Origin of the sequence: Asanoa iriomotensis (genome assembly GCF_016862515.1) — a bacterium.
Taxonomy (GTDB): Bacteria; Actinomycetota; Actinomycetes; order Mycobacteriales; family Micromonosporaceae; genus Asanoa; species Asanoa iriomotensis.
Genome location: NZ_BONC01000022.1, coordinates 94,038 through 109,433, shown reverse-complemented (window position 1 = coordinate 109,433; position 15,396 = coordinate 94,038). Strand labels below are relative to the sequence as shown.

The window sequence follows — 15,396 nt, the reverse complement described above, 5'->3', positions numbered from 1 at the left end:
CGCCACGACGATCTGGCACTCGCAGTTCTCGCCGGCCAAGCCGCTGCCGCACTGGATCACCGTCGACATGAAGGCCTCGAAGCGGATCTCCGGCCTCAGCTACCTGCCGCGCGCCGACGCGTCCAAGAACGGCAACATCGGCCGCTTCGACCTCGCGGTCAGCGCCGACGGCACGGTCTGGACGACGGTGGTGGCGGGCGGCGCGTGGGCCGACGACAAGGCGGCGAAGACCATCGCCTTCCCGGCGGTCAACGCGCGTTACGTGCGGTTGACCGGTCTCACCGAAGCGGGCAACCGTGGCCCGTGGTCGTCGGCGGCCGAGATCGAGATACACGGCCCGGCACCCGCAGCGGGTGCCGGTGGCCGATGGGGCGCGACGATCGGCTTCCCCGCGGTGCCGGTCTCCGCCGTGCTGCTGACCAACAACAAGCTGCTCACCTTCGCCGCCGTCGGCGACATGAGCTTCGACAAATACGCCGCCACGACGATCGTGTCCATCCTGGACCTCGGCACCGGCGTGGTCGGCGCGCCCTCGACCGTCAAGGTCCAGCACCAGATGTTCTGCACCGGGCTCGCCGTGCTGGCCGACGGCCGGGTGCTCATCAACGGCGGCAGCACCGACGGTGCGACCACCATCTACAACCCGGCGACCAACACGTGGACCAAGGCTCCGCTGATGCAGATCCCGCGGGCCTACCAGACCACGACGCTGCTCTCCGACGGGCGCGTGTTCACCCTCGGCGGCTCGTGGCGGGACTCGGCCGGCAACAAGAACGGCGAGGTCTTCACGCCGAGCGGCACGACCGGCACGTGGTCCAAGCTGACCGGTGTCTCGGCCACCCCGATCCTCACCGCCGACCCGGGCGGCGTCTACCGATCCGACAACCACGCCTGGCTGTTCGCGGTCTCCGGGGGAGCGGTCTTCCACGCCGGCCCGAGCAAGCGGATGAACTGGATCACCACGAGCGGTGCCGGCACCATCACGAGCGCCGGCAACCGCGCCGACAGCGCCGACGCGATGAACGGCAACGCGGTCATGTACGACGTCAACAGGATTCTGACGTTCGGCGGCGCCACGGCCTACCAGGACGCAGGCACCGTCACCAACACGCAGGCCACCCGGCGGGCGTACACAGTGGACATCAGGGCCGGCCGCGGCCAGCCGGTGGTCACGACGCGGGTCGGCGACATGGCGTACGCGCGGGCGTTCGGCAACGGCGTGGTCCTGCCCGACGGCACGGTGCTGGCGATCGGCGGGCAGCAGCATCCGCAGCCGTTCACCGACACGGGCGCCGCCGCGAGCCCGGAGCTGTGGGACCCGGCGACGGGCGACTTCACGGTGCTGGCGCCCGAGGTGGAGCCGCGCACCTACCACAGCGTGGCGCTGCTGCTGCCCGACGGCCGCGTGTTCTCCGGCGGCGGCGGGCTCTGCGGCACCTGCGCCACCAACCACGCCAGCGGCCAGATCTTCACGCCGCCCTATCTGTTGAACGCCGACGGCTCGGCGCGGACCCGACCGACCATCACGGCGGCGCCGGCGACGGCCCGCCCCGGCACGTCGATCTCGGTGACGACGGGCGCGGCGGTGCCGCGGTTCGCGCTGGTGCGCACCTCGGCCGTGACCCACACCGTCAACACCGACCAGCGGCGGATCCCGCTCACCCCGACGGCCGTCAGCGGCACGACGCACACGCTGTCGATCCCGGCGGACCGTGGCGTCGTCCTGCCCGGCGACTACCTGCTGTTCGCCCTCGACGCCGCTGGCACCCCGAGCGTGGCCAAGTTCATCCGCATCAACTGACGTTCGCGCGCAGCCAGCCGCGCAGCCGGTCGAAGCGGTCGCGCGGCGGCGCTGCGGGCAGGGCGTGCAGGAGCTCGGCGTCGGTGGCGGGGCGGGCCGCCAGCGCCGTGCTCCGCAGCAGCGCGCGGTCGACGGAGACGCCGCCCTCCACGGTGACCAGGACGTCGCCGTGGCGGTGCGTGTAGCCGTGCGTGTCGTCGCGGCGCAGGTAGGTCAGGTCGAGCCCGTCTGGTTCGCAGGTCGAGATGAAACAGGGGTCGCCCTGCGCGGCCGGCGCGGCCGAGACGATGATCCGCACGCTCTGGTCACCGCTGGTGTGGTCGGCGCGCAGGTACTGCACGCCCGGCGGGATGCCGAGCGGCTGTGCGCGGAACCCGGCCACGTCGGCGACGAAGAACGGGCCGCCACCGGGGAAGTCGGGCAGGTCCTTGGCGGTGCCCGCACGGGCTGAGCGGGCCGCGGCCCGGAGCAGGGTGCGGTCGACCGCGTGGGAGCCGGAGACGACAACCGTCGAGTCGCCGACGGTGACCTGGTAGCCGTGTTCGACGACGCCGCGGCGGTAGACGGTGCCGTCCGGTTCGGGCGTGCACTCGGCGATCGACAACGGGGAGTCGGTGACGGTCGGGCCGCAGCCGGGGCCGCCGTCGGCCCGGTGGTAGCCGGGGCCGTAGCCGACGACGTTCACGTACTGGAGCGGTGGGATGGCCGTGCGGTCGGTCGGCAGGAACGCGCCGGTGCCGAGCCGGTCGCCGAACGCGTGGTCGCTGGGTGAGTAGTCGGGGACCTCGACGACGTAGACCAGGCCGGGGTTGATTCCGGCTGACGCGATCCGTTCTTCGAGCTCGTCGGGGCCGGACGCGCGCAACGCCGCCAGCCCGCCGATTGTCAGCGCGAGGAAGGCCGCCACGGCGGCGAGGTTGAGCCGCCGGCCGCGCAGCAGGAATCCGGCTGTGAGCGCATATGCCAGCCCGCCGAAGACCGCGGTCAACCACGGGTTTTCGCTGATGTCGAGTTCGGCGGCGTCGGCGAGGGCCCATCCCTGCGACCACAGCAGCGTGCCGCCGAGCAGGACGAGGACCACCCAGAGCAGCCGGCCCGGGAGCGTCGCGCCGAGCCGGGTGGCGCCGGCCGTGACCGTGACGACCGCGAACAGGTAGCCGACGAGCAGCACCAATGCGACCACTAGCCCGACGCCGACGGCGACCTCGCCGCCCAGGAGCAGGACGACCAGTGCCCCCACCGCGGCCGGCATGAGCAGGCCGCCGAGCAGCCACAGGGCGCCGAGCTGGACGAACAGAAGCTTCCCCCGCATCCGGACAGGATGCCGGCGGGGTGGTGCGGGCGGCATGGGCCCGGGTACTCACGTCATCTCGGCAGGTGCCGCACCACCAACGTCGCCAGCTTGGTGGTGTCGTCCCTGCTGCGGGCCTCGGCCGGCGCGTCCTTGACGCCGGTGGAGACGAGCAGCAGGTCGTCACCGACCAGGACCAGGATCTGGCCGTTCGGGGTGTCCCAGTAGGCGTCGTCGCCCAGACCCGGGATGCCGACCGCGTCGGCCGTGCGCTGGTTGGCGAACTGCGACCTGGTGTCGGCGGCGCCGGCTGCGGTGAGGGCCGCGCGGTGGCCGATGTTGGCGTAGCGGGTGCCGTCGGCGCTCCAGTAGACGCAGGACAGGAACTTGTTGGCGGTCGAGCCTGGCTCGACCTCGTCGGTCTTGGGCACCGGGTTCATCGGCACGTTCAGGACTGCGGCGGCGTCCTCGAGCCGGTGGAACTCGCAGCCGGCGACCGGGCTCGCGGCCGCCGCTGTCTCCGCGGCCGTCGCGGTCTGGGCGGGTGGTGCGGTCGGCGCCGGGTCGGTGGCGGCCGGCGGGCTGCCGGCGCACCCGGCGAGTGCCGCGGCCGCGACGAGCGTGGCGAGCATGGGTGTCAGTCGCATGGGCGTCCTCCGTCCGATGTGTCCGCCACGGTAGGCATCGACGGTGCGGTCGCCACGGATCAGTCGGCTCCCCGTCACAACCGTGCGATCGCGGCGCCCAGGAACGTGTCCCGCCGGCGGGTGGCGTGGGGGCTGTACAGCTCGGTGGGGGTGTTGAGCGCGGCCACGGCGTCCCAGTAGGGGATGTCGCCGGCCCTTCGTCCGGCGGCGCGTTCCCAGCCCGCCAGCACGTGGCCGGGTGCGTCGTCGTCGTACAGGATCGCGACCTGCTTGCGCAGCTCGCCGAGGTCGACGCCGGGGTTGCCGACGCCGGCGGTCTTCCAGTCGATCAGGGCGCGTATCCGGTCGCCGGCGATCAGCGTGTTGCCGGGCCAGACGTCGCCGTGCACGAAGACGGCCGGTTCGGTCGGCGCCGTGATCGCCCGTACCCGTTCGTCGGCGAGGTGGAGCAGCGTGGTGGTCGGCATCCGGCCGGTCCGGCGGTCGTCGGCGAAGTCGTCTACCGCGATCGGCCGCGGCCGTGACGGGAGCTGTGGTCGCGGGTCGATGGCGACGGTGTGCACCCGGGCGATCGCGGCGCCGGCCGCGCGGAGCAGTGCGACGTTCGGCGCGTCGGGCCAGGTGCTCGTGCCGGGCAGGACGGTCTCCACGCTGCGGTGGGTGTCGGCCGCGAGCAGGCGTGGGGCTGGCAGGCCGTGTGCGGCCGCGACGGTGAGCGCGGCGACGTTGGTCGCGATCTGCTCGGGCGTGATCCGGCTGCTCGGTGTCCGCAGGACGGCCGAGAATGCCGACCCGTCTGCGGCCGTCAGGTCGAGCCACCACGGACTCTCGCCGCCGTGCAGCGAACGCGCCGCCGCCACGCGGGCGCCCAGCCGTGCCTCGACCCATGCGATGAGCTCGTTACCCGTCCCGCACTGGACGACTGTGAGCCAGGTGCGGGGGTGTGTCAAGACCAAGTCCTTTGAGATAACGGAATGATATAGGTAGGAACTAAAGGTTAGACCAAAAGTCATTTAGCTAGTACCGTCCAGGCACATCATCGCCGGGGTGACCGTCCAGGTCAGGGCCGTCGCCCCCGGTCCCACACAGCGCAACAGGGGGCATTTCGATGGGTGCCAGGCAGGCCGACGGGGACAGAACGGAAACACGCATCACGATCTGCCCGGGCGGCGGTCGGCGATGACGGAGACCCTCCAACAACTACCGCCGGTCGGGCCGACCGAGCCGGGCGAACCGCCCCGGATCGGCCCGGACCCGGCCCGCTGGCGCCGGGTCCGCATCGGCTCCGGGATGCTGCGCAACCTGCTCCGCCCGAGCAACCTGATCGTGCTCGTGTGCGTGCTGCTGGTCGCCTACTTCGTCCTGGTGCCGCTGCTCTACCTGCTCTACGGGACCTTCTACGACGGCCGCACCATCACGTTCCGCTTCTTCGAGGAGGCGTACTCGGCGGTCGGCCTCACGGAGATGTGGCGCAACACCCTGATGTACGCGATCGGGTCGACGGTCCTCTCGGTGACGATCGGCACGACACTCGCCTACCTCACGGTGCGAACCGATATCCCGTTCAAAGGTCTGATCTTCGCCACCGCGCTCATCCCGCTGGTCGTCCCCGGCATCCTCAACACGATCGCCTGGATCTTCCTGCTGAGCCCGCGGATCGGGATCATCAACTCCTGGCTCGAGCCGATCTTCGGCGCCGGGGCGATCAACATCTACTCCATCGGCGGCATGATCTTCGTCGAGGGACTGGGCTCGACACCGCTGGTCTTCCTCCTGATGTACGCCGCCTTCCGCTCGATGGACCCCGCGCTCGAGGAGTCCGCGCTGATGAGCGGCGCCTCCCTCTGGCGCACCGTCCGCACGGTGACCCTCCCGCTGGTCCGCCCCGCCCTCTACACCTGCGCCCTGATCATGTTGGTCAGCGGCCTGGAGTCCTTCGAGGTGCCGGCGCTGCTCGGCATCCCGGTCAACGAGTGGGTGCTCACCTCGCGGATCTGGGAGGCGCTCGGCCACTTCCCGCCGCGCACCGGTGAGGCCGGCGCCATCGCCACCACCCTGCTGGTGATCGCGGCCGCCGGCGTGCTCTGGCAGTCGCGCCTGCAGCGCAAGTCGCGCGCCTTCCAGACGGTCTCCGGCAAGGGTTTCCGGCCCCGGCCGATGGAGCTCGGCAAGGCCAAGCCGTTCGTGCTCACCGGCCTGCTGCTCTACTTCGCGATCGCCGTGGTGCTGCCGCTGCTGACGCTCATCTACGCCTCGCTGCAGCCGTACTACCAGGTGCCGTCCCGGGCGAGCCTCAGCGCGCTCACGCTCGACAACTACCGCGACCTGGTCAGCGACGGCCCGTCCGTCAACGCGATCGTCAACTCGTTCTCGCTCTCGCTGACCGCGGCGACCTGCGTGATGTTCCTGGTCGCGGTCGTCGCCTGGGTGGTCATCCGGACCAACCTCTTTGGCCGCAACATCCTCGACAGCCTGACGTTCCTGCCGCTGATGATCCCCGGTCTGGTGCTCGGCGTCTCGCTGCTCTACGTCTACCTGCGCTTCCCGCTGCCGATCTACGCGACCTGGTGGATCCTGCTGATCGCCTACTTCACCAAGAGCATCCCGATCGGCATGCGGTACGCCAGCGCCTCGATGTACCAGATCGGCGGCGAGCTGGAGGAGTCCGCGAACACCAGCGGCGCCACGTGGTGGCAGACGTTCCGCTGGGTCACCCTGCCCTTGCTCTTCCCCGGCCTGCTGGGCGGCTGGATCTACCTCGTCGTCGGCCTGATCCGCGAGCTGTCCGCCTCCCTGCTCCTCTACTCGCCCGGCAACGAGGTCATCTCGGTCCGCATCTGGGAGATGTGGTCCGACGGCTCGTTCACCGAGATCGCCGCCTTCGGGATGGTGATGGTCGGGGTCCTGATGGTCCTCGTCCTGATCGCCCGCAAGCTCGGCGCGAACATCGGCGTCGGCCTGAAATGACCACTCACAGGATGGGATCCCGCATGAGCACCCAGGTCACGGTCAAGGACGGCCGCCTGGCCGTCGAGGGTCTGGTCAAGACGTTCAAGAGCAGCAAGGGCGAGGCCGAGGACGTCGTCCGCGCGGTCGACGACGTCTCCCTGTCGGTCGAGCCGGGCCGGCTGCTCACCCTGCTCGGGCCGTCCGGCTGCGGCAAGACCACCACCTTGCGCTGCGTCGCCGGGCTCGAGCACCCCAACCAGGGTGAGATCGCCGTCGGGGAGCGCGTGCTGTTCTCGTCGAGCAAGGGCGTCCGGCTGCCGGCGAACCAGCGCGGCCTCGGGATGGTCTTCCAGTCGTACGCCATCTGGCCCCACATGAACGTGCGCAAGAACGTCTCCTTCCCGCTGCGCGCCCGCCGTGGCAAGGACCGCCTGTCGCGCAAGGAGATCACCGAGCGGGCCGACCGGGCGCTCGCCGTGGTGCAGCTCGACCACCTGGCCACCCGCCCGGCGACCGACCTCTCCGGCGGCCAGCAGCAGCGCCTCGCGCTGGCCCGCGCGCTGGTGATGCAGCCCCCGCTGCTGCTGCTCGACGAACCACTGTCCAACCTGGACGCGAAGTTGCGCGAGGACATGCGGTTCGAGCTCAAGCGGCTCCAGCGCGACCTCGGCGTCACCACGGTCTACGTGACGCACGACCAGGTCGAGGCGCTGGCGATGTCCGACGTCATCGCCGTCATGTCCAACGGCAAGGTCGAGCAGATGGGCCGGCCGACCGACATCTACAACAACCCCCGGTCGCGGTTCGTGGCGGACTTCGTCGGCACCACGAACCTGATCGCCGGCGAGGTCGAGTCCCGCGAAGGGGACCGCTACGTGGTCACGACGCCGCAGGGCCGGCTCGCGGCGCGGTCGCCCGGCGACCTCGCGACCGGCGCGCAGGTCATCGTCTCCGTCCGGCCCGAGCACATCCAGGTCGCCGAGGGCGAGGCGAGCACCAGTGCCCCGGGCGTCTGGAACGGCACCATCGCGAACCGCGCGTTCCTCGGGGACGCCGTCGACCACCTCGTCTCGGTGGGCGACTTCACCGTCCGTACCCGCTGCAACCCCTCGATCAGGTTCTCCCGCGACAGCGCGGTGCACCTGACCTTTCCTTCCGAACACTGTTCCCTGCTGCCGGCCTGACGGCCCCCTGACATCACCCCCGGAGGTAGGAACCACATGAGGACAGCCAAGTTCTGGAGATCCACGGCGGCCGTGGCCACGGTCGCCTGCCTAGCCCTCTCGGCCTGCGGCGGTTCGCCGACGGCCACGGCCGAGAGCTCCGCGGGCGGCGGCGACGACTGCTTCGCCAAGACCGCCAAGGAGCTGGACGACATCTACGGCCAGCTCGAGGGCCTGTCGATGGACCAGCGCACCGCGAAGCTGAAGGAGCTGGCCAAGGACAAGGGCCCGGTCACCATCACCGCATCCACGAACCCCGACGACGCGAAGATCACGTACCCGGCGTTCACCAAGGCCACCGGCGTCGAGGTCGAGCTGCAGTCGGCCGACGCCGACTCCGGCCGGGCCAGGCTGGTCGAGGAGATCAAGGCCTGCCACGCCGGCACCGACGTGTTCATCGCCGACGCGACCGAGGTCGCACCGATGGAACGCGAGGGCTGGCTGCTGCCGCTGAACTCGCCGAACCTCGACGCGATCCCGGACAGCGCCAAGCTGTCCAAGTACTTCGCCAGCGACACGGTCAACGTCTTCGTCGCCGCGTGGAACACCAAGCAGGTCAAGGGCGGCGACGTGCCGACGACGTGGGAGGAGGTGCTCGCCCACCCCAAGGCCGTGGCGGTCGACGTCGGTGACTACGTCTGGTTCGCGACGCTGGTCAAGGACTACTTCGTCAAGGAGAAAGGTATGACCGAGGAACAGGCGATCGACCTGTTCCGCAACGCCGCGTCGAAGATGATCCCCACCGACGGCCACACGCTGATGGTCCAGCTCCTGGCCGCGGGCGAGTTCGACATCATCGCGGACGGCTACCAGCACAGCGTCCAGAGCAACGTCAACAAGGGCGCCCCGATCGCCTGGAAGGACCCCAAGCCGGTCGAGCCGATCGTCGTGCGCCCCGGCGGCGACGCGATCCCGATCACGGCCGACAACCTGCCCGGCGCGCTGCTCTACATCGACTGGACCCTCTCGATGGAGCACGCGAAGTTGAGCGTCTCGATGAACCGCACCACGGTGCTCCCGATCGAGGGCGGCCTCGACCCGAACATCAAGGCGATCCCGGTCTCCACCGACCTCATCAACGACCCCGACGCGGTCAAGAAGTGGGAGGACCTCTGGGAGAGCGTCATCCGGCAGACCGGCAAGAAGCCGCTGTCCAAGTAGTCGTCCGTCCACATGCGGCAGTTCACGTTCCACACGTTGACAGGAGATCCATGTCGAAGAGTCTGAAGTTCGCGGGCAGTGCGGTCGGAGAGCCGTGGTGGGTGCTGGGCGACATCACCCGCCGGCTGCTCGAGCCGCTGGGCTACGAGGTCGAGGTGCTCAGCGCGTCGGGTTCGACCAACAACCCGCGGTACGTCGGGGGCGGCAAGGCCGACCTGGGCGCCAGCGTCCCGCAGACGATCGGCTGGGCGATCGCGGGCGAGCACCTCTACCAGGGTGAGACGTTCGCGGAGCTGCGGGCGATCGGCCGCGTCCGCCGCCCGTCGTGGCTGGTCGCCGCGGCCCGGCACGAGCTCGGCTTCACCAGCCTCCACCAGATCGCGCAGTCCGACTACCCGGTCCGGCTGCTGACCCACGACCTGGAGAGCATCGCCTCCGTCGTGCCGAAACAGGTGATGGAGTACTACGGACTGACCAAAGAAGCAGTAGAGGCCAAGGGCGGCAGCGTACGCAAGATCGGTCAGGGCGACTTCCGCGCCGGTGACATCGACGTCATCCTGGCGAACCTCTACATGGGACGCAGCGCCGTCACCAAGCACTGGATCGACGCCTCGGTGCTGCTGAACCTGCGGTTCTTCGACTTCGACGACGAGCTGCTCGCGCAGCTGGCGGCCAACGGGCACGGCGGCACCGGCGAGGTGCCGTTCCACTTCCTGCGCGGGGTGGACAAGCCGGTCAAGGCGCTGAACCGGCACGACGGCATCCTGATCTACCTGCCGGCGGACACGGACGAGGAGTTCGTGTACGACCTGACCAAGCTCTACGACAGCAACCGGGACCTGTTCTTCAACCAGGCCGTGCACATGGCCTGGGACCCGGCCGCGGTGGTGAAGACCTCGCCGCTGCAGCTGCACGCGGGCGCCGAGCGCTACTACAAGGAAGCGGGACTGCTCTGAGCCGGCTGACCGCCGGCGGCAGCGGTGGTGGGGCACATGACGGGTGCCCCACCACCGTCCGCGCAGCGTACCCGGCGAAACCATGAAAGCGCTGGTCCGGGCTCTCCGCGAGCGCCCCCGCCGCCTGGCCGACACCACGTTCCGCTCGCTGCGGGTCCGCAACTACCGGCTGTTCTTCATCGGCAACACCGTGTCGGTCGTCGGCACCTGGATGCAGCGGGTGGCACAGGACTGGCTGGTCTACTCGCTGACCGGCGACGGCGTCGCGCTGGGCATCGCGGCCGCGTTGCAGTTCGGGCCGATGCTGCTGTTCGGCATCGTCGGCGGCAGCATCGCGGACCGGTTCGACCGCCGCAAGATCTTGATCGGCACGCAGATCGGGCAGGCGCTGCTGGCGCTCGCGCTCGGCCTGCTCGTGGTCACCGACTCCGTGTCGCTGAGCCTGGTCTACCTGGTCACGCTGCTGCTCGGCCTGGTCAGCGTCGTGGACTTCCCGGCCCGGCAGTCGTTCGTCGGCGACGTCGTGCCCCGCGACTCGTACGTCAACGCCCAGTCGCTCAACTCGACGATCCACAACACGGGCCGCCTGGTCGGGCCGGCGATCGCGGGCGTCCTGATCGCCGCCGCCGGCGTCGGCCCCGCGTTCCTCATCAACGCCGTCTCGTTCGTGGCCGTCATCATCGGGCTGGTCAAGATGCGACCCGGCGAGATGCAGGAACGCGCGCGGCCCAAGGGCCGGGTCAAGTCGTTCGACGGCGTCCGCTACATCCTGAAAAACCCACGCCTGCGCGGCTGCATGATCATCATCCTGATCGTCGCGGTATTCGGGCAGAACTTCCGCATCGTCCTGCCGCTGCTGTCGAGCGAGACGTTCCACGGCGGACCGGAGCAGTACGGCTACCTGACGGCCAGCATGGGCGTCGGCGCCGTCGCCGGTGCGCTCTGGGTCGCCTCGCGCGACTCGATGAACGGCCGCTTCATGCTGCTCGCCACCTGCGCGCTCGCGGCCGCCAACCTGATCGTCGGCATCGCGCCGTCGATCTACGTCGCCTACCTCGCGATGGTCGGCCTCGGCTTCGCCAACATCTGCGTCAACACGGCGGGCCGGGTCCTGCTGATGCTGAACTCACCGGAGGAGATGCACGGCCGCGTCCTGGCGGTACACGGGCTGGTCTTCGTGGGCAGCACCCCGTTCGGCGGCCCACTGCTGGGCTGGGTGTGCGAGGCACTCGGCGCCCGGGCCGGCATGGAGGTAGCCGCGCTGACCGCGGTGGTCGCCGCGGCCCTGGCCGCACCGGCCCTGTTCCGCGACCGCGCCGCCGTCCGCGAGGTCCCGTCGATGGTGGGCGGGAGGACCTGAGATGAATGATCTCGGCCGGCTGCTGCGTAACCGGGACTTCGCCTTCTACTGGGTCGGCGTGGTCGTCTCGCAGCTCGGCACCCGGGCCACCCAGGCCGCGTGCCTCTACCACGTGTACGCGCTGTCCGGCTCGATCTCGATCACGGGTCTGGTGGGGCTCGCGCAGGGCCTCGGCGTGATCGTGCTCAGCCCGCTGGGCGGCGTGTGGGCCGACCGGCTCGACCGCCGGCGGCTGCTCCAGGCGAGCCAGGCGTTCTCGCTGCTAGGCGCGCTCGCGCTCGCGGTGCTCACCTTCGCCGGCGAGGTGCGGGTGTGGCACATCCTGGCCAGCGTCCTCCTGATCACCGCCGCGGCCACGTTCGACAAGCCCGCCCGGATCGCGCTCCTGCCGGCATTGGTGTCACGCGACCAGCTGCCGGAGGCGGTAGCGCTGGTGAACCCGTCGCGGGAGCTGGCCGTGCTCGTCGGCCCGGCGCTCGGCGGCGTGCTGATCGCGGTCGGCGGACCCGGTTGGGTCTACCTGTTCGACGTCGCCACGTACGCCGTCCTCGTCGTCCTGCTGTTCTTCGTGCGGACCGCGCCGCTGCCGGGCCGACCGGTCGAGGCGCCGTTCTTCACCGAGCTGCGCGAGGGCGCGCGATACGTCACCTCGCGCCCACTGCTCGTGCAGCTCATCGCGCTCGACGTGGCGCTGTCGCTGTTCGGCGCGTACCGCGTCGTGCTGCCGGCGCTGGCGACCGACGTGTTCCACGTGGGCCCGACCGGCTACGGCATCCTGGCGGCGGCGCCGAGCGCGGGCGCGCTGCTGGCGACCTGGACGGTGTTCCGCATCGTCAAGCGCGGGCGCCGCCAGGGCATGATCGCGGTGGCCACGACGATGTCGTACGGCGTCGTGGTCGTCCTCTTCGGACAGGCGCCGGTCATCTGGCTCGCGCTGTTGCTCGCGCTGGCCCTCGGCTGGTGCGACGCGGTGGCCACGACGATCCGGCAGTCGGCGGTGCAGCTCGACACGCCGGACCACCTGCGCGGCCGGGTCTCCTCGCTCTACCAGGTGGCCTCCAACGGCGGCCCGTCGCTCGGCCAGGTGGTGCTCGGCGCCCTCGCCTCGGCGCTCGGCCCGGCGGGCGGCCTCGCCGTCGGCGGCCTGGTGACGTTCGCGTTCTCGGCGTCGTTCCTGGTGCGCCCGAACGCCGTCACGTCCTACGACGGCGCCCGGCGGGAGGCGGCCCGGGCACCTGGCTAACCCTGGTCTTGCTGTAAACGGTATTCGGAATTATGGTCATACCAATAGCCAACTTGCGGAGGTACCAATGGGTAAGAGCGAGCGCGTGTTCGTTCGCGGCATGTCGTCGCCGACCTACAGCCTCGACCACATCCGACAGGCTCAACTGGCGGTGGACCGCGTGCGCGACGAGACCGTCGTCGTCGACGACGGTTCGGTGGGTCACTCGGGCACACCCGAGGAGAAGGCCAACTCGAAGAACCGCGGCTGGTGGCGGATCGGGCCGGGTGACGACGAGTTCCTGACCCAGACCCTGCAGGTGCACTTCGTCGAGCTCGCGCCGCACAGCTCCAACCGAGGCCACGGTCACCAGAACGAGGCGGCCTTCTACATCCTCGAGGGCGCCGGTTACGAGATCCACGACGACCAGCGCTACGACTGGAAGAAGGACGACCTCGTCTTCGTGCACACCGACTCGGTGCACCGGCACTTCAACCCGTACGACGAGACCGCGCTCGCGATCGTCATGAAGGCCAAGTGCACCTGGATGTTCATGGGCATGATCCAGCAGGGCCGCGGCGGCCCGATCGACCGGCCCGACGAGTTCGGCGAGCGGATCGACTGGTCGCAGATCTGGACGCCCGACGTGGTCGACCGCAAGAAGGTCATCACGCCCGAGGACACCGTCTGGGAGGACACCCCGCTGGGCCGGGTCCGGGTCATCAACAGCTACCAGCAGGACGACCACCGCCAGTTCAGCGTCGACGTCTACGAGCTCGACATTCCCGCGGGCGGCAACTCCGGCAAGTACTGGAAGATGGCCGACGAGGTCATGTACGTCCTCGAGGGCGGCGGCTACTCGCTGCACTGGGAGGTCGCGGCCGAGATCGCCGAGAAGTACTACGGCCACATCGCGCTCGAGCCGACCCGCCACGAGATCAAGAAGGGCGACACCCTCTACATCCCGCAGAACACGATCGCGCAGCACTTCTCGTCGGACGGCCGCCCGCTGCGGCTGCTCTCGTCGCAGAACCGGTTGTTCAAGCACCTGGGCTACGACCGCGTCCACTACTTCGCGGAAGCCTCGAAGACCCCGGTCACGGCGGCCGCGGCGCAGCCGGTCGCCGCGCGCTGAGCCGGGAGCCCGATCGTGCCGAAAGTCGTGTACGTCGACACCGCCGGCGTGGAGCGGGTCGTCGACGCCGCCGTGGGGGAGAGCGCCATGTCCGCCGCGGTGCGAAACGGCATCCCGGGCATCATCGGCGAGTGCGGCGGCAACGTCTCATGTGGAACGTGTCACGTCTGGGTCCGCGAGGAGTTCCGCGCGGGCGTGGGCGCACCGGGCGACATGGAGGACGACCTGCTCGATCTCGGGGTCGACGACAGGCGGGCCGGCAGCCGGCTCGCCTGTCAGATCCCGTTGACCACCGAGCTCGACGGGATCGTCCTCGACGTCCCGCCCGAGCAGGTCTGATAACCCTGAGAGGACAGGAACACCTTGCTCAGAACTGAGATCAACGAGCTGCTGACGCAGACCGGTCCGGGCACCCGCATGGGCGACCTGTTCCGCCGGTACTGGATGCCGGCGCTGCTGGCCGAGGAGCTGCCCGACGACGACTGCGCGCCGGTCCGCGTCAAGATCCTCTCCGAGCGCCTCGTCGCCTTCCGCGACTCACAGGGCCGGTACGGGCTCGTCGACGAGTTCTGCGCCCACCGCGGCGTCTCGCTCTGGTTCGGCCGCAACGAGGACTCCGGCCTGCGCTGCGCGTACCACGGCTGGAAGTACGACTACACCGGACAGTGCGTCGAGGTGCCGTCGGAGCCCGAGACCGGCAACTTCGCGGCCAACGTCAAGCTGCGTTCGTACCCGCTGGTGAAGGTCGGCGACGTCCTCTGGACCTATCTGGGCGACCCGGAGCACCAGCCGCCGCTGCCGGAGTGGGAGTTCGTCCGCGTACCCGGCGAGCAGACCTACACGTCCAAGCGCTGGCAGGAGTGCAACTGGCTGCAGGCGCTGGAGGGCGGCATCGACTCCAGCCACGTGACATTCCTGCACTCCGGCAACCTCAACACCGATCCGTTGTTCAAGGGTTCGAAGGGCAACGAGTACAACAAGAATGATGTCAAACCATTCTTCGAAGTAGCCGAGAACGAGGGTGGGCTGCTGATCGGCGCCCGGCGCAACGCCGAGGAGGGCCACTACTACTGGCGGGTCACGCCGTGGGTGATGCCCAACTTCACGATGGTCCCGCCGCGCGGCGACCACCCGGTGCACGGCCACTTCTGGGTGCCGATCGACGACGAGAACTGCTGGGTCTACACGTTCGACTACCACCCTGTGCGCGCGCTGACCACGGCCGAGGTCGACGCGATGAAGGCGGGCCTCGGGGTGCACAACGAGAACATCCCCGGCACGTACCGGCCGGTGGCCAACAAGGACAACGACTACCTGATGGACCGCGACGCGCAGCGCCGGGGCGAGATGTACTCCGGCATCAAGGGCATCGCGATCCAGGACTCCTCGCTGCAGGAGAGCATGGGCCCGATCGTCGACCGCACCAAGGAGCGGCTCGTGGCCACCGACGCGGGCATCATCAAGGCGCGGCAGCGGCTGCGCAAGGCGGCCCTCGCGCTGGCGGAACAGGGCACGCCGCCGCCGGGCCTCGCGCCGGAGCACCAGCGGATCCGGTCCGCCTCGATCGTGCTGCCGGCAGACCAGTCCATGCTGGACGGTGTACGCGACGCGGTGGTCGCGCGCCCGGGCGTGGCGCAGACGACGGTCTGAG

Annotated in this window: 13 protein-coding genes; 10 read left to right on the top strand and 3 right to left on the bottom strand. The window is 70.0% G+C overall.

Going from position 1 to position 15,396, the window contains the following annotated elements; genetic code table 11:
• A partial coding sequence (locus Air01nite_RS17570) for a galactose oxidase family protein (protein ID WP_203703584.1) occupies positions 1-1,801 on the top strand: 1,801 nt, incomplete at its 5' end.
• Here the strand turns inward: Air01nite_RS17570 and Air01nite_RS17565 are convergent.
• The 3 genes from Air01nite_RS17565 to Air01nite_RS17555 form a co-directional block, all read right to left on the bottom strand.
• Positions 1,794-3,113: a hypothetical protein gene (locus Air01nite_RS17565; RefSeq protein ID WP_203703582.1), complete on the bottom strand. Its 1,320-nt coding sequence runs from the start codon at positions 3,111-3,113 to the stop codon at positions 1,794-1,796. The two genes, Air01nite_RS17570 and Air01nite_RS17565, sit on opposite strands and share 8 nt — an antisense overlap.
• Before the next feature lie 53 nt (positions 3,114-3,166).
• Positions 3,167-3,739 (bottom strand): hypothetical protein, encoded by a 573-nt coding sequence (locus tag Air01nite_RS17560; protein WP_203703580.1) that lies wholly within the window; start codon positions 3,737-3,739, stop codon positions 3,167-3,169.
• Between the two features lie 74 nt (positions 3,740-3,813).
• Positions 3,814-4,689: a phosphotransferase enzyme family protein gene (locus Air01nite_RS17555; RefSeq protein ID WP_239090768.1), complete on the bottom strand. Its 876-nt coding sequence runs from the start codon at positions 4,687-4,689 to the stop codon at positions 3,814-3,816.
• Positions 4,690-4,918: 229 nt separating this feature from the next.
• On the opposite strand from Air01nite_RS17555, the gene Air01nite_RS17550 reads away from it, so the two are divergent.
• The 9 genes from Air01nite_RS17550 (at position 4,919) to Air01nite_RS17510 (ending at position 15,395) form a co-directional block, all read left to right on the top strand.
• Positions 4,919-6,706, top strand: a complete 1,788-nt coding sequence (locus Air01nite_RS17550) for an ABC transporter permease (RefSeq protein WP_203703576.1) — start codon at positions 4,919-4,921, stop codon at positions 6,704-6,706.
• Positions 6,707-6,729: 23 nt separating this feature from the next.
• Positions 6,730-7,872 (top strand): ABC transporter ATP-binding protein, encoded by a 1,143-nt coding sequence (locus tag Air01nite_RS17545; RefSeq protein ID WP_203703574.1) that lies wholly within the window; start codon positions 6,730-6,732, stop codon positions 7,870-7,872.
• A gap of 36 nt (positions 7,873-7,908) precedes the next feature.
• A complete protein-coding gene (locus tag Air01nite_RS17540; RefSeq protein ID WP_203703572.1) occupies positions 7,909-9,072 on the top strand; it encodes an ABC transporter substrate-binding protein in 1,164 nt (387 codons plus the stop codon).
• Positions 9,073-9,122: 50 nt separating this feature from the next.
• Complete coding sequence (locus tag Air01nite_RS17535; RefSeq protein ID WP_203703570.1) at positions 9,123-10,028, top strand: TAXI family TRAP transporter solute-binding subunit; 906 nt, start codon at positions 9,123-9,125, stop codon at positions 10,026-10,028.
• 82 nt (positions 10,029-10,110) lie between these two features.
• Entirely contained in the window at positions 10,111-11,388 is a 1,278-nt protein-coding gene (locus Air01nite_RS17530; protein ID WP_203703569.1) for an MFS transporter, read from the top strand.
• 1 nt (position 11,389) lies between these two features.
• The gene (locus Air01nite_RS17525) at positions 11,390-12,631 is read left to right on the top strand and encodes an MFS transporter (protein WP_203703567.1); all 1,242 of its coding nucleotides are present in this window, start codon (positions 11,390-11,392) and stop codon (positions 12,629-12,631) included.
• Positions 12,632-12,698: 67 nt separating this feature from the next.
• A complete protein-coding gene (locus Air01nite_RS17520) occupies positions 12,699-13,745 on the top strand; it encodes a cupin domain-containing protein (protein ID WP_203703566.1) in 1,047 nt (348 codons plus the stop codon).
• 15 nt (positions 13,746-13,760) lie between these two features.
• The gene (locus Air01nite_RS17515; protein WP_203703565.1) at positions 13,761-14,084 is read left to right on the top strand and encodes a 2Fe-2S iron-sulfur cluster-binding protein; all 324 of its coding nucleotides are present in this window, start codon (positions 13,761-13,763) and stop codon (positions 14,082-14,084) included.
• 24 nt (positions 14,085-14,108) lie between these two features.
• Positions 14,109-15,395: an aromatic ring-hydroxylating dioxygenase subunit alpha gene (locus tag Air01nite_RS17510; protein ID WP_203703564.1), complete on the top strand. Its 1,287-nt coding sequence runs from the start codon at positions 14,109-14,111 to the stop codon at positions 15,393-15,395.
• Position 15,396 lies beyond the last annotated feature (1 nt).